Source organism: Carnimonas nigrificans ATCC BAA-78, assembly GCF_000526695.1.
GTDB lineage: Bacteria > Pseudomonadota > Gammaproteobacteria > Pseudomonadales > Halomonadaceae > Carnimonas > Carnimonas nigrificans.
On record NZ_JAGO01000011.1, the window covers coordinates 368,137 to 389,503 of the forward strand.

Consider the following 21,367-nt stretch of genomic DNA (forward strand, 5'->3'; position numbering starts at 1 on the left):
CGAAGCCTTGATTCGAGCGATGGAGGCTGTGTTGATTGAATCCATCGAGCCTAGACAAAACAGAAAGCGTGGCGATGACTTTTCGGATATAGAATATATCCAGCAGAGTGATCCTTTTATTGAGAAAGAGCGTAAAAGGAGGCTGCTTCACGATCTTGCTCAAAAACTGTAAAGGGGAACTTTCCTCTTGTTTTAGCCGTCAATGTCCCAATCTTTCCGACATGGCTACCAATAAAGGAATCTCAATGATGCAACCTGGCCGCACGCTGACCGGTATGTTCTGTGGCGCTGCACTGCTCGCCTCCTCTGGCGTTTATGCGCAGGCCAATCCCGCTGAGCAACTGACCCAGTTGCTTGAGCCGCTGCACTCCTATTCGGGCGATTTCAAACAGGTGGTAGCAGGTGACAATGGGCAGGCCGCCCAGCAGGCCAGCGGTCATATGTGGCTGGCGCGCCCCGGCAAATTCAACTGGCAGGTGAATGCTCCTTATTCGCAAACGGTTGTCTCCAACGGTCAGAAGGTCTATCTCTATGATCCCGATCTTAATCAGGTGTCGGTGCGTGATCTTGACCCGCAGGTAACCTCGACGCCTGCGCTACTGCTATCAGGCAGTGCCGGTCAGATTACCCGTGATTACAGCGTTACCGAGCGAAGCAACGGCGATGCCAAGGTGTTTAGCCTGACGCCACGTGATAAGGGCAGCCTGTTCCAGTCGCTGCAAATGACCTTCTATGGTAACCGTTTGACCAGTCTGAGCATGGAAGATCCTTCCGGCCAGCAAACTCGCGTGTCGTTCTCCAATATCGAACAGAACGGCTCCATCGACAGCTCTCGCTTTGTCTTCAATACGCCTAAAGGGGCGGATGTTGTCGAGCAGTAAGTCAATGCTACGGGACGCCTGTGTGATGCGGGCGTCTCTGTCCTGGAGCAGATTAACAGGAAGGATAGTGTGAACGACGATCTGTTTGCTCCCGATGCGCCGCCCGGACAACCGTTGGCGGCGCGTTTGCGTCCATCATCCCTCGATCAGTATATCGGTCAAACCCATCTGCTGGGCGAAGGCAAACCACTGCGTCAGGCGGTAGAGCGCGACCAGCTCTACTCAATGATTTTCTGGGGGCCGCCCGGGGTAGGAAAAACCACCCTGGCACGGCTACTGGCGGCCCATACCGATGCCTATTTCGATACGCTCTCGGCGGTCTCAGCCGGGGTCAAGGATATTCGTCAGGCGGCTGAGCAGGCGCAGATGCGGGCGACTAACGGCACGCGGACTCTGCTGTTTGTTGATGAGGTGCACCGCTTCAACAAGGCGCAGCAGGATGCCTTCCTGCCGTGGGTGGAAGAGGGCGTGTTTATCTTTGTGGGCGCCACCACCGAGAATCCCTCTTTCGAGCTGAATAATGCCTTGCTGTCACGGGCACGCGTGCATGTGCTCAAGTCGCTGTCGCAGCAGGAACTGCGCTTGGTGATTGACCGCGCGCTTACCAGCCCCTCAGGTCTTGGCAATATGCCACTGGACGTGCCGGAGGAGGTGCGCGAGCTGCTGGCACGTGCCGCAGATGGTGATGCACGACGAGCGCTTAACCTGCTGGAAATTGGCGCTGATCTGGCCTCGGCCACTGGCGGTGAGCGCCCTTTGCTCAACCGTGCGGTGGTTGAAGAAGCGCTGGGCGAGAGCACGCGCCGCTTCGATCAGGGCGGCGAGTATTTCTACGACCAAATTTCGGCGCTGCATAAATCGGTACGCGGATCGCATCCGGATGCAGCGCTTTATTGGCTGTGCCGAATGCTCGATGGCGGAGCTGATCCCCGCTATCTGGCACGCCGCATCGTGCGTATGGCGTGGGAGGATATCGGCCTTGCCGATCCGCGCGCCATGCAGATAGCCAATGATGCCGCCACTACCTACGAGCGCCTGGGCAGCCCCGAAGGGGAGCTGGCGCTGGGGCAGGCAGTCATCTATCTGGCAGTGGCTGCCAAAAGCAATGCCGGCTACAACGCCTATCATCAGGCATGTGCCTTCGTGGCGAAGGACGTTGGCACCAGTGAAGTCCCCATTCATCTGCGTAATGCTCCTACCAAACTGATGGAAGAGCTTGGCTATGGGCATGACTACCGCTATGCCCACAACGAACCGCATGCCTATGCAGCGGGCGAGACCTATATGCCGGATGAGCTAGAGGAGCCGGGCTGGTATCAGCCGGTGCCGCGAGGGCTTGAAAGCAAGATTGCCGACAAGCTGGTGTGGCTGGCCGAACTTGACCGCAAGGCCGGTGGCCCAGGCTGACGGCGTTGATCTGGTAAACGGTAACTCCAGCCATTCGGTAGCGTTGGCCCTGCAAGTGCCGATGTCCTTTGGGTGGAGCTTTTTCATGAATATTCTTGGCATTGACTGCGGCGCTAGGTATCCGGGCCGCCTATCAGGAAGAGTGGGATGAGCAACTTGCAGGGACCGATACTGGTATTTGATTCGGGGGTTGGTGGGCTTTCGGTGGTTGCTCATTTGCGTGCGGTGATGCCCGGGCGTTCCTTGACTTTCCTGTGCGATAACGCAGCGCTCCCCTACGGCACCAAGGAGGATACGTGGTTGATCGAGCGGATAGTGTCGGTCTGCTGCGCAGGTGCTCGCGCCAGTGGTGCCGGAGTGCTGGTGGTGGCGTGCAATACGGCGAGCACTCTGGCGCTGGACGCCTTGCGCGCCGCGCTGCCGATTCCGGTAGTGGGTACCGTGCCTGCCATCAAGCCCGCTGCGGCCATGAGTCGCAATGGCGTGATTGGGCTGCTGGCGACATCGGGCACGGTCAGGCGTCGCTATACTGACCGTCTGATCGCCCGTTTCGCTGCCGAGCAGCGAGTGGTGCGAGTGGCCGCCGATGCGCTGGTCAGGCAGGCTGAACAGTGGCTGGCGGGTAGCCCGACTGATCCTTATGTGATCGAACGGTCGCTGGAGCCGCTGTTCGCCGATGCCGAGCTCGATACAGTGGTATTGGGCTGTACCCACTTTCCGCTGCTGCGACCTTTCTTCGAAACGCTGGCCCCGCGCCCTATGCAGTGGATTGATTCCGGTGCCGCTATCGCTCGCCGCACGGTGACGGTCGCGCCACAGGGCCGCATGATCACGGAAGGATCTGATGCGAGCTTTGCGACCGCTCCCGCTGAGCCGGGCATGATCCATGCGCTCAAGCGTTATGAATTTTCCGCCCCGCAGGGAATTGAGCCGCTCAGAAGTGAAGAGCTTCAAAGCGAGCTGCTCAATAGCGAACAGCCCCAGTAGAAGCCCGGTGAAGGGGAAGGCAGTCAGCGGATCTCGCATAGCGATTGTCGCGCGCAGTATGGTTAGCACACTGCGCTGAAGAGGGGGCGTTAACAACACGCCATTTGTCTGAGCCTCCTGCTCACGGCGCGACTTTCGGGTACACTATGCGCCTTGCTTTCTTGCCAAGAGTTCTGCATGGATGTGGCGGCGCTCAATCGAGTAACGCCTTGAAATGTCCGTTAACTCCTTGCAAGTCATGCAGGTGAGGCGATATGGCTCGCCTTGCCATCATTTGCCATGTCCAAGACAGAGCCTAGTGAGGTTGTCCGTTTGAGCGTCCCTGTCGTTGACCCCGCGCGCTACGCTGAGCAGCTTTCTGCCAAGCAGCAGCGCATTGCCCAGCAGTTCGCCCGTTTTGATGCGCCGCCGCTGGAAGTATTTGCATCGCCCGCCGCGCACTATCGTATGCGTGCCGAATTTCGAATCTGGCACGAAGGGGATGATCTCTTCTACGCCATGTTTGAGGTGGCGGCTGACGATCCCAAAAACAAAACAGTGATTCGTCTTGAGCAGTATGATGTTGCCAGTCAGCGTATCAATGAACTGATGCCTGCACTGCGCGACGCTTTTTTACACAGCACCACGCTGCGTCGGCGGCTCTTTCAGGTAGAATTTTTGACCACTCTGGCCGGTGAAGCGCTGGTGACTCTGATTTATCATCGCCCTCTGGATGACGCCTGGGAACAAGAGGCAAGAGCGCTTGAGAAGCGGCTGGGGATTGCCATTATCGGGCGTTCGCGCAAACAGCGGATCGTGCTGACCCGCGACTATGTGACCGAGCACCTTGAGGTGGATGGCACTACCTTCGCTTACCAGCAGGTCGAAAACAGCTTTACCCAGCCCAATGCCGCGATTGCGGCGACCATGCTCAGTTGGTCGCGGGAAGTGACGCAGCCCGACGCGGATGCCGATAAGGATGATCTGGTCGAGTTCTACTGCGGCAATGGCCACTTTTCGGTAGCGCTGGCCGATAATTTCAGGCGAGTGCTGGGCACCGAAATTTCACGCACATCGGTGGCCTCAGCGCAGCACAACCTCGCGCTGAATGCTATCGACAACGCCGTGATTGCACGCATGTCCGCCGAAGAGTTCTCGCAGGCGCTGTCGGGTGAGCATCGTGGCCGGCGTGCCACGGCACTGGCGCTTGATGAGTACAATTTCACTACAGCGCTGGTTGATCCGCCGCGTGCAGGGCTTGATGACGATAGCTGTGCCCAGCTTTCGCGCTATGCACGCATCGTTTATATCTCCTGCAACCCAGCCACGCTTGAACGCGATATCGAGCGGCTGAGTGCTACACACGAGATCAAGCGGTTGGCGCTTTTTGATCAGTTTCCCTATACCCATCACTGTGAATGTGGCGTGCTACTGGTGCGACGCAGTGCTTAGGAGTTGCTTGAGTTGACCAGCCATACTCTTCCGGCAGAGGCTCTCCAGCCGCGCGTGGCAGCACTTTACTGTTATCCGGTGAAGGGGCTGGGCGCGGTATCGCTGCTCCATTCAGTGGTGGGAATCGAAGGGCTTGAGTGGGATCGCCGCTGGATGGTGGTGGATAGTGCTGGACGCTTCGTGACTCAGCGACAGCTACCGGCAATGGCCGCCATTCAGGTGAGCCTTGAGCGCTACCAGCTCTGCCTGAAGGCGCCCGATGGTCGCCGCTGCTACGTGCCGTTAACGCCGCCACAGGGCGAGCGGGTAGAAACCCGGGTGCATGGCGCTCCGTGCCATGGGATTGATGAAGGCGATGAAGTCGCTGCCTGGCTGGAAAGCGTATGCCGCGAGCACTGGCGTCACGGCTTGCGGCTTCTGCGCTTCGCTCACGATTCAATCCATGATGAGACGTTGCTGCGTCATGTGGGCGAACAGCGCTTTGCTAACCTGGGCTATCCTGAACGAAAAGCGACCACAGGTTTCGCCGATGGCTATCCGCTGCTGGTGACATCCCGTGCCAGTTTGACGGCGGTCAATCAGGCGCTCGCTGCCAAAGGGGAGCAGGGCGTTGAGATGAGCCGCTTCCGCCCGAATGTGGTGCTGCAAGGCGTGCCAGCCTTTGCCGAGCACGATATCGACACACTGGGTTTCAATGAAGGGGCGCTGGCGCTATGGGCGTGCAAGCCGTGCGAACGTTGCCCCGTTACCCGTGTCGATCAATCCAGCGGTGAGGTCGTGCACGCCAGCGAGCCGCTTGAGGTATTGAAGCAGATCGGGCGCTTTCCGGGCACTGCGATCTTTGGGGTGAATGCCATCGTGCTGGCAGGGCACGGGCAAAGACTGACCGTCGGCGCTTCAGCGGCTATTCGTTGGTGCTGATGCGTCTTAAACTGCCATGCTTGCAAGCGCTCGCCATCAGGTGGGGCCTTGATCTTCGATTGACTGACAACAGTGGATTTTTTCATGTACTCGCTGATTCGCCCCTGGCTTTTCAAGCTCGACGCTGAGAAAGCGCACAATCTCACGCTGACATCGCTTGAGAAGGCGCATCGTCTGGGCTTGCTGCCCGATAGTCCGGTCACCTCCCCGGTAACGCTGATGGGGCTAGACTTCCCCAATCGGGTAGGGTTGGCCGCAGGGCTTGATAAAAATGCCGATTGTCTGGATGCGCTGGGGGCGCTGGGGTTCGGCTTTGTCGAAGTGGGAACGGTAACGCCGCTGGCGCAGGCGGGTAATCCGCAGCCGCGTCTGTTCAGGCTGCCTGAGCGTGAAGCGATCATCAATCGCATGGGGTTCAATAACAAGGGCGTTGATCATCTGGTTGAGCAGGTAAAACGCGCTACTTTTGATGGCGTGATTGGCATCAATATCGGCAAGAACCTTACTACGCCGGTCGAAAAGGCCGTCGATGATTATCTTGCCTGCCTGCGCAAGGTACATGGTGTGGCGCACTACGTGACGGTCAATCTCTCTTCGCCCAATACCCCGGGGCTACGTAATCTTCAGTTTGGTGAAATGCTCGACAACCTGCTCTCTGCTTTGAAGGAAGAGAGCGCGCTGCTTGATCGCGAGCGTGATACGCCGCTGCCGCTGGTGGTCAAGATCGCTCCTGATCTCAGCGATGAGGAAATCGGTTTGATCGCGACCTCGCTGCACAACAACGGCATCGACGCTGTGATTGCTACCAACACCAGTCTGGATAGAAGCGCGATTCAAGGCGTGCCTCACTGCGACGAAGCCGGGGGAGTATCCGGCAAGCCCTGTGCCGCGCCTTCCAACCGGGTGATTGCACGCCTGCGCGCCGAGCTGCCCGAGATGCCGATTATTGGCGTGGGTGGGATTCTTCATGCACAGGACGCAGTGGAGAAGCGCGCTCTGGGGGCTGATCTCGTGCAGCTTTATTCAGGTCTTGTATATCGCGGCCCCGCGCTGATCAAGCAGTGCGCTAGGCTGCTCGCGTAGTCGCGCCGGTAGCCGCACGGCAAAGAGGGCAGGTTGTCGTCCTTGAGGAAGTGCCTAAACGTAACAAATACTAAACGTGTTTGTTGCCGGAGCTACGCTCGATGGCCCTGGCGCACTTTCTTGCCAGTGATTCGTACATGGAATCAAAACAGCGAGCAACTGCTGGCTTTTCATAAAGGGCGCCACACCTTGGATAGAAGGGCGGTAGCCAGCTTCAAGATCGCACGGGCAGTGAGAACATCTTTTCTTGCTGGGAAGTGAGAGAAAAAACGGCATCAGCCAGGAAAATCATTCCGGTGAGTTTCCAGCAGATAGAGGAAGACTCGCAGTCCAGACCATGAAGAAGCGAGCTGATGGTTAGGGGAGTGAAGCGTTCCTCGAATGGTTCGCTGCCTGACCGTTCAGCTAGAAACCGAGCGTGTCAGGTCGATATTTTCCCATGCGGCGACATTCTTCATGATGGTAGCTTTCCACAAATGAAAACACCCTATGGAAAGATGCTCCACAGGGTGCGGTGACGGAAGTGACTATCTCGTCAAAAGCCTTACTGAAGGCAGCAGGGCCTGGTGATCAAGGGACGTGCCTAGGCGCTAGCCATCGTGGTGTGCACGGTGGGATTCTTGTGAATTCCCGAAACGCCAGTCATGCCCTCCCATTGGTCACTTCGACCTTCGCGCCAACCGTTAAGCCAGGCGGCGCGCAGGTTAATAAGCTGAGTGGTGCAGAGATCGCGGGAGCGGCCGCTGATGCCGGCCTTGTAGCCGCGAGAAAAGGCTTGCTGGGATGGATCGCGCTTATGTTTTTTCATGGAACACCTCACATTGCTTGTGCGTAGAGAGAAAGCGGCAAAAGTGCCTGTTCTTCCTCGAAGTAGCGATGTTTAGGGGAGTACTCCCCGTGGTTCTGCGAAAATACCTTGCTGCGATTGACGTTACTGATAAACGTCAGTGGATGTTGCAAGGGGCTGGTGCGGTCACAGTGCACTGTAGGTAGAGGCACGCCGCCAACAGTATGCGATAATACTTCCCCTTACTGGCGCAAAGGCGCCGAGCTGAAGCTTGTGGCTTCATGCGTTGGTGCAGCGCTCGCTCCTTGCGGAGTTTTCTGCAACAACTGAATTACCTGTTGTATGACATTTTGATTGCCCTGTCGATGCTTTTCCGATACTTCTTTGGGCGAATTTTCTTTTATTGTGAACGGTGGCAGAGATCGCACGGCCTAATGTGTTAAGAATAGCGCAATGCCGAACGGCTTCTGACCCTTGCAGGTGTTATGACTTCCTCCAATTCCCTCGCGTTTTTTGCGACCTGCCCTCGCGGCATAGAGCAACTGTTGGCCTCCGAACTTACCGCGCTTGGCGCCACTGTCGATGGCACCACCATAGCGGGGGTAAGCGGGTACGCATCGCTTGAGGTGCTGTACGCGAGCTGCCTGCATTCACGACTGGCGAACCGCATCATCATGACGCTGGGCGAGGCTGAACAGATCAGTGATGCCGATGCGCTCTACAAGGCCGCCATTGCCATTGATTGGCCGCAGCACCTCAACGGTGGCACGACGCTGCGCGTTGATTTTCACGGCCAGTCCGATGCCATTCGGCATACACGCTTTGGTGCCCAGGTTATCAAGGACGGCATCGTTGATAGCCTACAGCGTGCCTCCAAAGAGCGCCCACGCGTCGAGTTGCAAGCGCCGGACGTGCGTATCTATGCCCACCTGCACCGTGAGCGCTTGATGATCGGCCTCGATCTTTCCGGGGATAGCCTGCATATGCGCGGTTATCGTCTGGAAGGGGGCAAGGCACCATTGAAAGAGAACCTTGCGGCTGCGCTGCTGATTCGTGCTGGCTGGCCTGAACGTGCAGCGCAGGGCGAAGTGCTGGTCGATCCGATGTGCGGGTCCGGCACGCTGCTGATCGAGGCGGCGCTGATGGCCGCGGATATTGCGCCTAACCTATGGCGGCGGCGCTTTGGTTTTCATGGCTGGAAGCAGCATCAGGAAACCCTGTGGCAGCAGGTGCTGGGCCAAGCGCGTGAGCGGGCTACGCGAGGCAAAAGCGCACTGACGGCCTCCTTCGTCGGTCAGGATGCCGATGCGTTGGCACTGGAAGCCGCGGGGGCCAATGCTCGCCGTGCCGGTGTCGATCAGTGGCTGACGCTGTCCCGTGGCGAGCTGGCGAGATTGAAGGCTCCGGCTCATGAGCAGCGCGGTCTGGTAATCACCAATCCGCCCTACGGTGAGCGTATCGGCGATGTACCTGCGCTGATTCCGCTATATCAGTCGCTGGGCGAGCGGATGCGCAGTGAATTTTCTGGCTGGCGGCTGGCGCTGTTTACCGGTAATCCCGAACTTGGGCATCGTACCGGGCTGAAGGCGCACAAGCAGTATGCCCTGCGCAATGGCGCCATCGACTGCAAGCTGTTGCTGATTGACGTTTATGGTCGCGATGAACGTGTCGCCCGTGGCGGCAGTGATGTAGAAACAACTGGTGCGGATGCTGGTATCAGCCATAGTGAAGGCGCGCAGATGTTTGCCAATCGCCTGCGCAAGAACAAGAAGCGTCTCGCCAAGTGGTTGAAGCGTAGTGAAACCCATTGCTACCGCCTTTATGACGCCGATATGCCGGAATATGCGTTGGCAGTAGATATTTACGGCAGTTGGGTACACGTTCAGGAATATGCGCCGCCGCGCTCGATAGATGCACGCAGCGCTGAGCGGCGCTTGCATGAAGCGCTTGGGGTGCTGCCCGAGGTGCTGGAGGTCGCTTCCGACCGAATCTTCTTGAAAACCCGTCAGCGCCAGAGCGGCAAGGCGCAATATCAGCGCCACTCCTCTTCACAACAGCGCTTTCAGGTAGAAGAAGAGGGGGCGAAGCTGTGGGTGAACCTGCGTGACTATCTTGATACCGGCCTGTTTCTCGACCATCGTCCGGTGCGTCGCAAGCTAAGGCAAATGGCGCAGGGCAAGCGCTTCCTCAACCTGTTCTGCTATACCGGTACTGCCACTGTGCAGGCGGCTTTGGGTGGGGCGCGTGAAAGCATCAGCGTGGACATGTCGAATACCTACCTGGAGTGGGCAGCCGATAACTTTGCGCTGAACCGTTTGCATCAGGGCAAACACACGGTGGTACGTGAGGATTGCTTTGAGTGGTTGAAGCGCGAACGCAGCTACTTCGATCTGATCTTCCTCGATCCCCCCACGTTCTCCAATTCGAGCAAGATGTCATCGACGCTTGATATCCAGCGCGATCATGTACGTCTGGTGGAGCTGTGCATGGCACGCCTTGCGCCTGCGGGCACCCTGGTATTTTCCAATAATCAGCGCAAGTTCAAGCTCGATCCTCAACTTGCCGAGCGCTTTGCTGTGGAAGATATCAGCCGCGATACCATCGACCCCGATTTCGAGCGTCGTCCCGGTATTCACCATGTGTTTTTAATCAACAAAAAGCAGGACTAGCGATGCCGCGATTACCGCCCTGTAGTGTGGGGCGGTAGTGCGGTTGAGAGGCCGTCAGGGGGCGTAATTAAAGGCTGCGTGCCTTGACGTTGCGGCGTCAGGAGGGGATTAGCGCTGCCAGGGCGAACTCAGACGCTGATGTTCTGACGAGCGCGCAGCCTGAAACATAGATTGCTCGTACATGAATGAGCCGTGAGCGCCGGTTAAGCGCCTTCCAGATCCTCTATCAGCTTCAGCGCCTGCTGTCCTTCGCTGCTCTCCTCAGAGGTTTCCAGCACCTTATGAAACCCCCGTGAACGCTGAATATGGTCGAGATCATTGATCCAGGTCAGCGCCTGTTCGCGGTTTTCTGCCACATCATGGCGTAGCCCGCCGAAGCGCGTGCCTTTCTGGCCCCAGGCACGGCTTAGCACCCAGTCACCCAGCATATCCTGATGCAGATGAACCAGCAGATAGTCGTGCTCGTGCTCCCAGCGAATAATCACCTTGCTACTCCCGCGAACCATATTGAGCGACGATTATAACGACGATCACGGGCAGCGGCGAATACTGTGTAGGACGGGAGCGCCTGCTCTTCCAGTGCCGAGAGCGTTGCGGATAAAGAAGGTGGTCAATGTGGCATGAAAAAGCCCGCGTTAGCGGGCTTTTGATTGGATGATGAAGGGCGGCTACTGCCGGTATGCGGCCTCCTTCAAGGCGCGAATACGATCATCCAGCGGGGGGTGGCTGGCGAGCAACTGCTGCATGAGTTGCTGGGTGCGCCCCTGGGTAATGGCCATGGCGGTCATTGACTCTGGCATCTGGTCGGGCAGTTCGCTTTCACGCTTTAGCGCCATAAGTGCATTGATCATGGCGCCACTGCCCGCCAGACGTGCTCCGGCAGCATCGGCGCGGTATTCACGCCAGCGCGAGAACCACGCGACGATAGCGCTGGCAGCGATACCGAAGACCAGTTCGAGCACCGTCACGACAATGAAGTAGCCCATAAAACCGAGACCGCCGCTCTGGTTGTCGTTGCCGCGTGCCAAAAAGCTGCTGAGCAGTTGGGCAACAACACGGGCAAAAAACATCACGAAGGTATTCACCACGCCCTGAATCAGCGCCAGCGTAACCATATCGCCGTTGGCGATGTGACCAATTTCATGTCCCAGTACCGCGCGAACTTCTTCCGGTCGCATCGACTGCATCAGCCCCGCAGAGACTGCGACCAGAGAATCATTCTTGTTCCAGCCTGTGGCGAAGGCGTTGGCCTGCGAGGCAGGAAAGATACCCACTTCCGGCATTTTGATGCCAGCATCGCGGGCCAGCTCACCCACGGTCTCAAGCAGCCACTGCTGCTGCGCATTTTGCGGCTGATCAATGATCTGGACACCTGCTCCCATCTTGGCCATGGTTTTCGACATTAGCAGGGAGATTATCGAGCCTACCATGCCGAACACGAAGCACATCACCAGAAGACTCTGGAGGTTCATGCCGGTTGCGCGATACAGGTAAGGCTCGATGCCCAGTAGTCTCAGGGTAATGCTGGCCACCAGTACCACAGCCAGGTTGGTAGCGAGGAACAGAACAATCCTCATCATGTGCGATTTCTCCAAGTAAAAGAGTACAGCGTTATTATGCGTTGAGCGGCCATCGTGCAGGGACGAGAAACCGTGGCCCAACTGTTATGGAAGGCGGTGAGCAGCGTTTGGTGCCAGCGGCTGACCCAGTGCCTTTGTCAAAGTGATTAGATGGGGAAAAAATGGAAATGTTCAAGTTCCGGCGCTCGTCTGCAAAGGAGTTTGGCAGAAGCGTGAGCACCGGAGAGGGGCTGGCTAGCGGCGTCGTGCGAGGAAGCGGCCAAGACGGTCAATGGCCTCACTGAGCACATCTGCCTGTGGCAGGGTGACAATGCGCAGATGGTCAGGGCGCGGCCAGTTGAAGGCGGTGCCTTGTACCAGCAGGATTTTCTCCTCCAGCAGCAGATCGACCATTAGCTGCTCATCGTTTTTAACGTCATAAACTTCCGGGTCGAGGCGCGGGAACATATAAAGGGCTCCCTTTGGCTTCACGCAGCTGACCCCGGGAATTTCATTGAGCTTTTGCCATGCCACATCACGCTGGGCGCACAGTCGCCCCGTGGGCATCACTAGGTCGTTGATCGACTGATAGCCCCCCAGGGCGGTCTGGATCGCGTGCTGGGAGGGGACGTTGGCACACATGCGCATGGAGGCCAGCATGTTGAGGCCCTGCACGAAGTCACCGGCATTGCTCTGATCGCCGGAGATAATCAGCCATGAAGCCCTGAAGCCTGCGCAGCGGTAATTCTTCGACAGACCGTTCATGGTCAGCGTCAGCACGTCGGTCGAGAGCGCTGCGGTGCTGGTGTGGGTAGCGTCGTCGTAGAGGATCTTGTCGTAAATTTCATCGGAGAACACCACCAGATCGTGCTCACGGGCAATTGCCAGCAGCTCTTTGATCTTCTCCGGTGAATAGACGGCGCCGGTGGGGTTGTTGGGGTTAATGATCACCAGCGCCCGCGTTTTCGGCGTGATCTTGGCGCGAATATCCTCGGCGTCGGGCTGCCAGTCATTCTCTTCATCGCACAGATAGTGCACCGCAGTGCCGCCCGCCAGATTGGTAGCAGCGGTCCACAGCGGATAATCGGGCGCGGGAATCAACACCTCATCGCCGTTGTTCAACAACGCCAGTAGCGACATCTGAATTAGTTCGGAGACGCCGTTACCGATGATGATGTCTTCGATATCAACGCCTTCAATGCCCAGACGCTGGGTTTCGTGCTGCACCGCCTTGCGCGCTGAGTAGATCCCTTTCGAATCGCTGTAACCCTGCGCCGTAGGCAGGTTACGCATCATGTCCTGAAGAATTTCCTCGGGCGCTTCAAAACCGAACGGGGCGGGGTTGCCGATATTCAGTTTCAGAATGCGCTGGCCTTCGCTTTCGAGGCGCTTGGCGTGGTCAAGCACGGCACCGCGTAGATCGTAGGAAACGTGCTCAAGCTTTTTGGACTTACGAATGGGAGTCATTGTCTAGCCACTTTGCGAGTTCGCTGGCGGGGGATGTGAAAACCTCAGCATACTCTACTGCGCCAGCGGTAGCCATGGCTTTGCCTTACCGTTAGGCTTTGGCCCCAATGTCCACGCTGCCAGCAACTACGCACGGAGCTTTACGCATGAAAATCATCGGCATGATGTCAGGCACTTCTTTCGACGCGATAGACGCTGCCGCTGTAGAGATCACCCTTGAGCACGACATCATCACGATGCACCTGCTGGGAATGATCAGCAGCCACTACAGCGAGGAGACCATCACCACGTTGAATCGGGCCTTGCCGCCGGGCAGCCTCGATATGGCCGCCCAGTGTCGTCTGGATACCGAAATTGGTCAGGCTTTTGCGAAACTGGCTGTACGCGCAGATCGTGAATTGTGCGGGGGCGAAGCGGCGTTAGTGGCTGCCCACGGACAGACGGTTTTTCACTGGGTGGAGCAGGGCCGCGTGCACGGCACATTGCAAATAGGGCAGCCCGCCTGGATTGCGGAGCAGACCGGCAAGCCGGTAGTGGCCGACTTCCGCGTCCGTGATGTAGCGGCCGGAGGGCAGGGCGCGCCGCTGGTCAGCGCGCTGGATGTGATGTGGCTGCGCGGTCGTGCTGAGCGTTCGGCGGCGCTCAATCTCGGGGGGATTGCCAACGTCACGGTGGTGGCTGAAGGCCAGGCGCCTGTGGCGTTCGATACCGGGCCTGCCAATGCGCTGATGGATGCTGCGATGCTTCATTTCAGTGAAGGCGTTGCCAGCTATGACCGCAATGGTGAATGGGCCGCGCAGGGGCAGGTCGATCAACAGTGGCTGGCACTTTTATTGAGTGAACCTTACTTTGCCGAGCCTGCGCCCAAAACCACCGGCAAGGAGTTATTCAACGCGCTTTATCTGCATCGCGCTTTGGCACAGCGGCCGGATATTGATCCGCGTGATGCGATCGCGACCCTGACGGCACTCACGGCGCACAGTATCGCCGCGGCCCTCAAGCCGTTTGCCATTGAGGAGCTGGTAATAGCGGGAGGCGGTACGCGCAATCCTGTCTTGATGAAGATGCTGGCGGAAGCACTGCCGGGCGTCACCATTACTCCCTCGGAAGAGCTGGGGCTGCCGGCTCAGGCCAAGGAAGCCTGTGCCTTCGCACTGCTCGGCTTTCTGAGCTGGCATGGCTTGCCGGGCACGGTGCCTAGCTGTACGGGGGCCAGCGGGGCGCGGGTGCTGGGCGCCTTCACCCCTGGTGCTGATCCCCTCAGGCTGCCGGAGCCTTATCAGACGCAAGGAGCCTTGGCGCTCAGGATCGTGTGAAGAAAAGCCGTGTGAATGGAAGAAGGGAGCGAAGGACGCCTCAGTGATCGCGGTTTGGCGTATCTGGCGCTGTGATCTCTTCTGAGGGAGAGGCCGCGTTCTCTTCTGAATGAAGGGAAATATCCGGCGCCAACTCCTCCTGTTCAGGAATATCATCCGGCGTTTCGAGGCTTAGCCTGCCGAGAGTGCCGTCGCGCAATTCATGCAGCAGCACTTCGGCACCACGATGCACATCGACCACGCCACCGCTTTTCAAACCGCCGCGCTTGCGTGCGATGGCGGTCACGATAGCGTCGCCATCGAAGCCAGCCCGCGCCAGCAGATCTACATAGGCCGGGCCGTCGGCGTCGATCTCGGTGGGAGCCTCTGAGCCGCTGTATTCCGGCAGCTCCTTAAGCTTGTAGCGGGCCTTGAGTGCGTCGGGATAGCGTTTGGCGAGTTCAGCCGCAGCGATCGCGCCAACATCACTGTATTCCAGCGCGGTATCACGAATGGCTCCGCTTGCCGCCAGACGGTAGGCGCTGGCCTGATCCTCGATTTTGGGCCACAGCACGCCAGGGGTATCAGTCAGGGCGATGCCGCTGTCCAAACGCACAATCTGCTGGCGCTTGGTCACGGCCGGTTCGTTGCCTACCTTGGCGATGCTACGCCCCGCCAGATGATTGATCAGGGTGGATTTGCCCACATTGGGAATGCCCATCACCATGACCCTAACGTCGCGGTCGGCACGAATATGGCCGGCCAGTTCGCGGCACAGCGCAGGAATCTGCTTCAGTGCCTTTTTATCGCTGGTGACCATTGGTAGCGCGCGAGTGTTCGGCTGGGCATCGAAGTAGTCACGCCACTGCTGAGTCACCAGCGGATCGGCCAGATCTTCCCGCGAAAGAATCTTGAGCACCGGCTTATGGCGCGTCAGCCCCGCCAGCATGGGGTTGGCGCTTGAGTAAGGCAGGCGTGCATCAAGCACTTCGATCACTACGTCGATGGACGGCAGCGCCTTTTGAATCTCGCGCCGCGCTTTGTTCATGTGTCCTGGAAACCAACCGAGCATCGCGTTACCTGTCCTGGGAAGAGCGTCAAATGAATGCAGAAGCGAGGATTGTAGCGGCTCACGGGCCTGCCGTCAGGCAGTAGTGTGCTCGTCAGGCACAAAGCGCAGTGCCACCGAGTTGATGCAATAGCGTAAACCGGTGGTCTCCGCGGGGCCATCGGGGAACACATGGCCCAAATGTGCGTCGCAGCGACGGCAGGTCACTTCGACCCTGCGCATGCCATGGCTGGTATCGAAATGTTCCTCTACCGCAGCGTCTTCCAAGGGACGATCAAAGCTGGGCCAGCCACAGTGCGAGGCAAACTTGTCATCATTGCGAAACAGCGGCGCATCGCACCCGATGCAGCGGAAGGTGCCGCGAACCGGAGCGACCTCATAGTCGCCACTAAAGGGAGGCTCGGTCCCCGCTTCACGGGTAACGTGATACTGCTCTGGCGTTAGCCGCTCGCGCCACTCGGCATCGCTTAAACGTACTTTATCGTTGCTGTCATCGGTCATCTGCTCTCTCCTTATATAGAAGCCACGCTCTGAGGCGTTTATTTCGGCTAATCAGTGCGCTATTCCAGCATATTCGCTACTTGGCAAAGTGATTTGCCAGTGTACGTCACTAGATAGTGGGGGCGCCTCATGGTTGGTAAAAGATCACGACATTGAGGCGGCCTTTCATGTCGCATCAGGCTGAGATTAATGCTGATACGCGGTGAATAGCACTCGCACAAGGATAGACGAGCGGGGCGGCTGTTTGGAAGGGAAGGGCTGGCGCTACTCTGGATTACCTGCCGTGAATGGCCGGAAGCACTGAATAGAGAGGAAGGTTAACCTGCTGCTGTGCTGAAAACCGATTTATATCAATACGCTGTTGACACTAACGATCTCTGCCGGTAATATGCGCGCCACCTGATCGAGACAGCAGATCACGCAGCAAGTGTCCCGTTCGTCTAGTGGCCTAGGACACCGCCCTTTCACGGCGGTAACAAGGGTTCGAACCCCTTACGGGACGCCACTTGAAAAGCTGTTCAGGTATGACCTACAAGCGGGAATAGCTCAGTGGTAGAGCATCGCCTTGCCAAGGCGAGGGTCGGGAGTTCGAATCTCCTTTCCCGCTCCAATTTGTGATTTATAGATTTTGTTGATCTCTATAAGTCGTTGAAAAAAGGGCCGAAAGGCCCTTTTTTATTTCAGAAAACTTCACGAGCATCCTCACAATTCACCATCCTCTGGATAGCTCAGCCTCTGAAGTCGCTTGTTGCGGCACCTGTGTATTCGCTACAGGGTTAAATAGGTAATGCTGAAGTTTGCTTGATCTTCTGCATTGGCACGTCAGTCTTTATGTTTTGTACGCAAGGGTATCCGGGTCAAATGCTTGATCTGGAATTGCCGATAGTCCTCCAGATCGGCAGCCACTACGCGCAGCAGGAAATCACAATCGCCGGCCATTAGATGGCACTCCACGACTTCCGGCAACTGCTCAATGGCGCTCGTGAAGCTATCCACCGTAGCCATATCTTGCCCATTGAGCCAGACGCGTGCGAACACCGATAGCCCCTTGCCAACCTTGCTGGGGTTGAGCACAGCAACATAGCGCTCAATTACTCCGGCTTCTTCTAATAGGCGCACACGTCTCAGGCAGGGTGAGGGGGATAGCCCGACTTCCTTCGCCAGCTCAATATTCTGCAAACGTCCGTCACGCTGTAACGCATTCAGGATTCGACGATCAATAGCATCAAATTCCATTAAAATTCTCGATTCACTTAATGGGTGCCAGTTTTTAGTTTCAACTGCGCAATAACGCAACCCGGTTTTACCGATTATAGAGCATAATTATCTACCTTCATTCAGGGAGATAATTGTATGTCAGCCGCACACCAGGCCACTGAGACCGCCAGTGACCCTGCCCCTCGTTCAGCCTCACAGGAAGTCCGTCGGGGGTTACGGGCTTCGCTACCGGTACTGTTTGGGGTCATTCCCTTTGCATTGGTGCTGGGGGCGCAAGCCGCCCAAAAAGGGCTTAGTTCGGTGGAAATGCCTTTGATGGCGGGGCTTAATTTCGCGGGCGGCTCAGAATTTACCGCCATACGGTTGTGGACATCGCCACCGCATCTGCTGCTGATCGCGGCCATGTCATTTTTGGTAAATAGCCGCCACTTGCTCATGGGAGCAGCACTGGCGCCTTTCCTGCGGGATGTGCCTCGGCGCAAGGCATTGGCGGCACTGTTTTTCATGTGTGATGAAAGCTGGGCGCTGACTCTGGCTGATGCGAGGCGGCGTATGCTCAACAGGATTAGCATGAGCTATTACCTTGGTGTATCGGCGGGCCTGTACCTATGCTGGGTGACATTTACTACCCTGGGGGTGGTGCTGGCGCCAGTGATAGGAGATATGGAGCGCTATGGATTCGACATGGCGTTCACGGCCGTATTTTTGGTGCTGCTGCGCGGTATGTGGCGGGGAGTGCGAGCCAGTCGGCCCTGGCTTGCCAGTCTGGTGGTTGCGGCACTGACCTATCGGCTGGTACCTGATGGCGCCTGGTATGTCGCGGCGGGTGCTCTGGCGGGCCTGGTGTGTGCAGCGTTTACTGCGCCGAAGAGGGGAGCCGCGCATGATTAATGGCGCCACGCTGGCCACCATCGTGCTAATGGCATCGGGCACCTATCTGACGCGTATTCTGGGGTATTTGGCGCTGCGCAACCGTTCATTAAGCCCACGGACGCTCTATATTCTGGAAAGTGTGCCTGGCTGCGTGCTGATTTCGGTGATTGCTCCCGCTTTTGTGTCCGATCGGCCTGCCGATTTGATCGCTTTGGCGATTACTGTTGCCGCAGCCTGCCGCTTTTCCATCCTGCCAACGGTGCTGATTGGTATCGTTGCGACGGGAATGCTTCGCTATCTTTTTGGCGCGTGAGTGGTGTCTTCGCCAACGGCATCGAGTGTGACGACGCTCCCGAGGAAGCCTCTATAATTCTCGTTGCCATGCCTGATGGAGTGCTGTCGAGACGTGCGATTCCTTGCTTTCAGCGTCACTCAGCATTTACCGTCGTTGCGACAGACGATGCCAGTTTCCTCATTACCTGAGCACATCACATTCATGGAGTGGTCATGAGTACACAGGATAAAACCATTCGACTTGTCTTCCCGCTGTGGCAGGGTGGCAACAATCCGGTTTATGCACTGGGTGCCAATTTGCTTGAGTGGCTGGCACCGGCGACGGATGCTCCCGTGTTTCATGTGCCGGTGAAAGCGCCTGGCGAGCCACTTTCTGTTGAAGAGGGAATTACCGGACGCAGTGAGATCAATCAGCACCTGACGGATGCCTGGAAGATTATTCACGAGCAGCAGCCCGATAGCATCGTGACACTCGGCGGTGATTGCCTTGTGTCTCTTGCACCTTTTGCTTGGCTGAGTGAAAAGTACGGCGATAAGCTCGGCGTGCTATGGATCGACTCTCATCCGGATATTCAAACTCCTGAGCAATTCAGCAATGCTCATGCCCATGTTCTGGGGGCACTGCTCGGATACGGAGACCCTGATCTCACGGCGTCGGTACAGCATCCGATAGCGGCTGAAAATGTCATGATTGCGGGAATTCATGATCCTTTGCCGCATGAAGCTGAATTTCTCGCGGAGAAGGGAATTGCGACCTGCTCGCCTGAAAGCGTCAGGCAAGGGGCCGATGAGGTCACGAAATGGATGGAAAGGCAGGGTATTGAGTTTCTGGCCATTCACTTCGATCTGGATGTGCTCGATCCTCAGCATTTTCGTTCTGTTCTCTTCGCACAACCGGGGCGCGGCAAAAACGATTTCGGAGGCGTGGCGGAAGGGGAGCTTACCATGGCCGAGGTGCTTGCGCTGGTGCGCTTGGCGACTGACAAGGCGAAGCCGGTCGGCCTCACTCTTGCAGAACACCTTCCCTGGGATGCCCTTCATCTGAAGAACATGCTGGAAAGTCTGCCGCTGCTTGGGTCGGGAAAGTAACCACGCGGTGGGGCTAAAAAAATGGCGCTTCAAAGAGCGCCGGTAGAACATGAAGCAGTCAAACTGCGACAGGTGACCGGGAAGCAGGCCCGGTCATTGTTATTGTGGATAAGAAGCGCTTCTTTCCTGCTGACAAGGCGCGCGCGTGGCGTATGTCATCGTTGCCCGGGATAAGCGGCTCGTTCACTTCGCTATGTCGCTTGCTTTCGTTATTCCTTCTTTCTCTTTCATGACCGCTTCCAGTGTCGCTCTGGCTCCTTGGCGATGCAGTGAATCCAGCGCCCATAGATAAGGCTCGGTAAAGCGTGGCTCTTCTGCCAGTGAACCAAAAAGTGACCTAATACGGATCAGGGCCAAAGGATCTTCCCGATTGTGTGCCGCCATGGGCACCAGACGCTCCTTGAGGCGATCAATCAGGGGAATAGGGTTGCCCTGTTCATCGCTGGCTTCCATAAAGCGCGCCCACGCAGCCACTACGGTAGCCAATAGTGTGATCGACTCATTTTGAACAAGGCGATCACGAATGACCGGTATCACCCATTTGGAAATACGGTCGGCGCCATCGGTGGCAAGGCGGATCAGAGTGTCGCGCACTTCAGGGTTGGCGAAGCGTTCAATCAGCTCGTTGCGGTAAGCCTCAAGGTCAACGCCGGGCACGGGGCCGAGGGTCGGGGTGCCTTCTTCGACCATATAGCGCATCAGGAAACGCACGAACAGTGAATCCTGACACACCTCATGTGCGTAGCGGTAACCACACAAATAGCCCAGATAGCAGAGTGACTGGTGGCTGGCGTTGAGCAGGCGCAACTTCATGCGCTCATAGGGTTCAACGTCCTTGACCAGCTGTACGCCAACGGCTTCATAGTCGGGATGGCCGAGGCTGAAACTGTCTTCCAGCACCCACTGGGTGAAAGGCTCGCAGACGACGGGCCAGCCATCTTCGATACTGAAGCGTTCACGTACCAGTTGGCGATCCTCATCGGTGGTAGAGGGGGTGATGCGGTCCACCATGGAGTTGGGAAAGCGTACTTCCTGCGCCATCCACGCTGCCAGCTCAGGGGATTTTCGCTGCGCGAAGGCGAGGAAGGATTTGCGCGCCATCGCGCCATTACTTTGGATATTATCGCAGGAGACCAGCGTGAACGGTTTCTTGCCGGCGAGGCGTCGTATCTCCAGCGCGGCACAGATCAAGCCGAAGATGGTGCGCGGTGCTGAATCCGAGAGATCATTGATGACGCCAGGGTCTTCAAAGTCGAATTCACCGGTGCTGGCGTCGAAGTTATAGCCGCCTTCCGTGACCGTGAGGGAGACGATTTTCACACTGTCATCGGCCATTTTGTCGATAACCGCCTGGGGGTCATCCGGCGCATAAAGATAATCAATGATCGAGCCGATAATACGCGCCCTGTGGACGCCATCAGGATACTTCAGCACCAGGGTGTAGAGGCCATCCTGGGCGTGAAGCACATCACGCATGCGCTTATCGCCTTCCATCAGCCCAACGCCGCAAATGCCCCATGAATAGGCATCACTGCTTTGTGCCATCAACGTATCGAGATACATGGCCTGATGGGCGCGGTGGAAACCTCCCACGCCAAAATGCACAACGCCACAACTTGCCTGATCCCGTGGGTAGGCAGGGATATCCACGTCATCCCGTGTGGCGAGATCGGCCAATGCCTCATTGTTCAGCTTGATCATCCTATTCTCCTCTGCGGCTTCGCCTCTGCGATCACGATACGCGGTGTTGAGAAATGCAGTTACTGAACAGGTGTATCACGGTTTGCATCCATGAAGATGGCGAATACCCTCCCTGCCCAGCGATCTGCCCCTTGT

Annotated in this window: 19 protein-coding genes and 2 tRNA genes; 13 read left to right on the forward strand and 8 right to left on the reverse strand. The window is 57.3% G+C overall.

The window, feature by feature from the left end; translation table 11 throughout:
* Positions 1 to 245 precede the first annotated feature (245 nt).
* The 6 genes from lolA (at position 246) to L881_RS0105400 (ending at position 6,710) form a co-directional block, all read left to right on the forward strand.
* Positions 246 to 881: an outer membrane lipoprotein periplasmic chaperone LolA gene (gene lolA / locus L881_RS0105375; protein ID WP_245587928.1), complete on the forward strand. Its 636-nt coding sequence runs from the start codon at positions 246 to 248 to the stop codon at positions 879 to 881.
* Positions 882 to 950: 69 nt separating this feature from the next.
* Positions 951 to 2,288 (forward strand): replication-associated recombination protein A, encoded by a 1,338-nt coding sequence (locus L881_RS0105380; RefSeq protein WP_025732684.1) that lies wholly within the window; start codon positions 951 to 953, stop codon positions 2,286 to 2,288.
* Between the two features lie 147 nt (positions 2,289 to 2,435).
* A complete protein-coding gene (gene murI / locus L881_RS0105385; protein ID WP_051464798.1) occupies positions 2,436 to 3,275 on the forward strand; it encodes a glutamate racemase in 840 nt (279 codons plus the stop codon).
* A gap of 312 nt (positions 3,276 to 3,587) precedes the next feature.
* Entirely contained in the window at positions 3,588 to 4,706 is a 1,119-nt protein-coding gene (gene trmA, locus L881_RS0105390; RefSeq protein WP_025732686.1) for a tRNA (uridine(54)-C5)-methyltransferase TrmA, read from the forward strand.
* A gap of 12 nt (positions 4,707 to 4,718) precedes the next feature.
* Complete coding sequence (locus L881_RS0105395) at positions 4,719 to 5,627, forward strand: MOSC domain-containing protein (RefSeq protein ID WP_025732687.1); 909 nt, start codon at positions 4,719 to 4,721, stop codon at positions 5,625 to 5,627.
* A gap of 84 nt (positions 5,628 to 5,711) precedes the next feature.
* Positions 5,712 to 6,710 (forward strand): quinone-dependent dihydroorotate dehydrogenase, encoded by a 999-nt coding sequence (locus L881_RS0105400; RefSeq protein ID WP_025732688.1) that lies wholly within the window; start codon positions 5,712 to 5,714, stop codon positions 6,708 to 6,710.
* Between the two features lie 583 nt (positions 6,711 to 7,293).
* On the opposite strand, the gene rmf is transcribed toward L881_RS0105400, so the two are convergent.
* Entirely contained in the window at positions 7,294 to 7,518 is a 225-nt protein-coding gene (gene rmf, locus L881_RS0105405; RefSeq protein WP_025732690.1) for a ribosome modulation factor, read from the reverse strand.
* A 464-nt stretch (positions 7,519 to 7,982) separates the two neighbouring features.
* Here rmf and rlmKL point away from each other — a divergent pair, with 464 nt between their 5' ends.
* Positions 7,983 to 10,166, forward strand: a complete 2,184-nt coding sequence (gene rlmKL / locus L881_RS0105410; RefSeq protein WP_025732691.1) for a bifunctional 23S rRNA (guanine(2069)-N(7))-methyltransferase RlmK/23S rRNA (guanine(2445)-N(2))-methyltransferase RlmL — start codon at positions 7,983 to 7,985, stop codon at positions 10,164 to 10,166.
* A 203-nt stretch (positions 10,167 to 10,369) separates the two neighbouring features.
* On the opposite strand, the gene L881_RS0105415 is transcribed toward rlmKL, so the two are convergent.
* The 3 genes from L881_RS0105415 to L881_RS0105425 all read right to left on the reverse strand — a co-directional run bounded on the left by L881_RS0105415 (position 10,370) and on the right by L881_RS0105425 (position 13,192).
* On the reverse strand, positions 10,370 to 10,651 hold the full coding sequence (locus tag L881_RS0105415; RefSeq protein ID WP_025732692.1) for a hypothetical protein: 282 nt from the start codon (positions 10,649 to 10,651) through the stop codon (positions 10,370 to 10,372).
* A 183-nt stretch (positions 10,652 to 10,834) separates the two neighbouring features.
* On the reverse strand, positions 10,835 to 11,746 hold the full coding sequence (gene htpX, locus L881_RS0105420) for a protease HtpX (RefSeq protein WP_025732693.1): 912 nt from the start codon (positions 11,744 to 11,746) through the stop codon (positions 10,835 to 10,837).
* 234 nt (positions 11,747 to 11,980) lie between these two features.
* Positions 11,981 to 13,192, reverse strand: coding sequence for a pyridoxal phosphate-dependent aminotransferase (locus L881_RS0105425; RefSeq protein WP_034578637.1), 1,212 nt, complete (start codon positions 13,190 to 13,192; stop codon positions 11,981 to 11,983).
* Positions 13,193 to 13,338: 146 nt separating this feature from the next.
* Between L881_RS0105425 and L881_RS0105430 the strand changes: the two genes are divergently transcribed.
* Positions 13,339 to 14,508 carry an anhydro-N-acetylmuramic acid kinase gene (locus tag L881_RS0105430; RefSeq protein WP_025732695.1) on the forward strand — a complete coding sequence of 390 codons (1,170 nt, stop codon included), beginning with the start codon at positions 13,339 to 13,341 and terminating at the stop codon, positions 14,506 to 14,508.
* Positions 14,509 to 14,548: 40 nt separating this feature from the next.
* Here the strand turns inward: L881_RS0105430 and ylqF are convergent, their stop codons facing one another.
* Positions 14,549 to 15,559, reverse strand: coding sequence for a ribosome biogenesis GTPase YlqF (ylqF, locus tag L881_RS0105435; RefSeq protein ID WP_025732696.1), 1,011 nt, complete (start codon positions 15,557 to 15,559; stop codon positions 14,549 to 14,551).
* Between the two features lie 72 nt (positions 15,560 to 15,631).
* Positions 15,632 to 16,057: a peptide-methionine (R)-S-oxide reductase MsrB gene (gene msrB, locus L881_RS0105440; protein ID WP_025732697.1), complete on the reverse strand. Its 426-nt coding sequence runs from the start codon at positions 16,055 to 16,057 to the stop codon at positions 15,632 to 15,634.
* Positions 16,058 to 16,486: 429 nt separating this feature from the next.
* Between msrB and L881_RS0105445 the strand changes: the two genes are divergently transcribed.
* Both L881_RS0105445 and L881_RS0105450 read left to right on the forward strand, forming a co-directional pair.
* A tRNA-Glu gene (locus L881_RS0105445) sits at positions 16,487 to 16,562 on the forward strand.
* Positions 16,563 to 16,592: 30 nt separating this feature from the next.
* A tRNA-Gly gene (locus tag L881_RS0105450) sits at positions 16,593 to 16,667 on the forward strand.
* 212 nt (positions 16,668 to 16,879) lie between these two features.
* Here the strand turns inward: L881_RS0105450 and L881_RS12875 are convergent.
* The gene (locus L881_RS12875) at positions 16,880 to 17,293 is read right to left on the reverse strand and encodes an Lrp/AsnC family transcriptional regulator (protein WP_245587929.1); all 414 of its coding nucleotides are present in this window, start codon (positions 17,291 to 17,293) and stop codon (positions 16,880 to 16,882) included.
* Between the two features lie 117 nt (positions 17,294 to 17,410).
* Between L881_RS12875 and L881_RS0105460 the strand changes: the two genes are divergently transcribed.
* The 3 genes from L881_RS0105460 (at position 17,411) to L881_RS0105470 (ending at position 19,531) form a co-directional block, all read left to right on the forward strand.
* The gene (locus L881_RS0105460) at positions 17,411 to 18,166 is read left to right on the forward strand and encodes an AzlC family ABC transporter permease (RefSeq protein WP_025732698.1); all 756 of its coding nucleotides are present in this window, start codon (positions 17,411 to 17,413) and stop codon (positions 18,164 to 18,166) included.
* Positions 18,159 to 18,461 carry an AzlD family protein gene (locus L881_RS0105465; RefSeq protein WP_025732699.1) on the forward strand — a complete coding sequence of 101 codons (303 nt, stop codon included), beginning with the start codon at positions 18,159 to 18,161 and terminating at the stop codon, positions 18,459 to 18,461. Before L881_RS0105460 ends, L881_RS0105465 begins: the two co-directional genes overlap by 8 nt.
* Before the next feature lie 194 nt (positions 18,462 to 18,655).
* On the forward strand, positions 18,656 to 19,531 hold the full coding sequence (locus tag L881_RS0105470; RefSeq protein WP_025732700.1) for an arginase family protein: 876 nt from the start codon (positions 18,656 to 18,658) through the stop codon (positions 19,529 to 19,531).
* 183 nt (positions 19,532 to 19,714) lie between these two features.
* On the opposite strand, the gene L881_RS0105475 is transcribed toward L881_RS0105470, so the two are convergent.
* Complete coding sequence (locus L881_RS0105475; protein ID WP_051464799.1) at positions 19,715 to 21,232, reverse strand: mannitol dehydrogenase family protein; 1,518 nt, start codon at positions 21,230 to 21,232, stop codon at positions 19,715 to 19,717.
* Positions 21,233 to 21,367: the final 135 nt, after the last annotated feature.

Bases quoted from the DNA above. Each gene is read 5' to 3' on its own strand.
- L881_RS0105475 (WP_051464799.1), bottom strand. From the start codon at position 21,232: ATGATCAAGCTGAACAATGAGGCATTGGCCGATCTCGCCACACGGGAT.
- ylqF (WP_025732696.1), bottom strand. From the start codon at position 15,559: ATGCTCGGTTGGTTTCCAGGACACATGAACAAAGCGCGGCGCGAGATT.
- L881_RS0105400 (WP_025732688.1), top strand. From the start codon at position 5,712: ATGTACTCGCTGATTCGCCCCTGGCTTTTCAAGCTCGACGCTGAGAAA.
- msrB (WP_025732697.1), bottom strand. From the start codon at position 16,057: ATGACCGATGACAGCAACGATAAAGTACGTTTAAGCGATGCCGAGTGG.
- murI (WP_051464798.1), top strand. From the start codon at position 2,436: ATGAGCAACTTGCAGGGACCGATACTGGTATTTGATTCGGGGGTTGGT.
- rlmKL (WP_025732691.1), top strand. From the start codon at position 7,983: ATGACTTCCTCCAATTCCCTCGCGTTTTTTGCGACCTGCCCTCGCGGC.
- lolA (WP_245587928.1), top strand. From the start codon at position 246: ATGATGCAACCTGGCCGCACGCTGACCGGTATGTTCTGTGGCGCTGCA.
- htpX (WP_025732693.1), bottom strand. From the start codon at position 11,746: ATGATGAGGATTGTTCTGTTCCTCGCTACCAACCTGGCTGTGGTACTG.
- L881_RS0105470 (WP_025732700.1), top strand. From the start codon at position 18,656: ATGAGTACACAGGATAAAACCATTCGACTTGTCTTCCCGCTGTGGCAG.
- rmf (WP_025732690.1), bottom strand. From the start codon at position 7,518: ATGAAAAAACATAAGCGCGATCCATCCCAGCAAGCCTTTTCTCGCGGC.
- L881_RS0105425 (WP_034578637.1), bottom strand. From the start codon at position 13,192: ATGACTCCCATTCGTAAGTCCAAAAAGCTTGAGCACGTTTCCTACGAT.
- L881_RS12875 (WP_245587929.1), bottom strand. From the start codon at position 17,293: ATGGAATTTGATGCTATTGATCGTCGAATCCTGAATGCGTTACAGCGT.
- L881_RS0105430 (WP_025732695.1), top strand. From the start codon at position 13,339: ATGAAAATCATCGGCATGATGTCAGGCACTTCTTTCGACGCGATAGAC.
- L881_RS0105460 (WP_025732698.1), top strand. From the start codon at position 17,411: ATGTCAGCCGCACACCAGGCCACTGAGACCGCCAGTGACCCTGCCCCT.
- L881_RS0105465 (WP_025732699.1), top strand. From the start codon at position 18,159: ATGATTAATGGCGCCACGCTGGCCACCATCGTGCTAATGGCATCGGGC.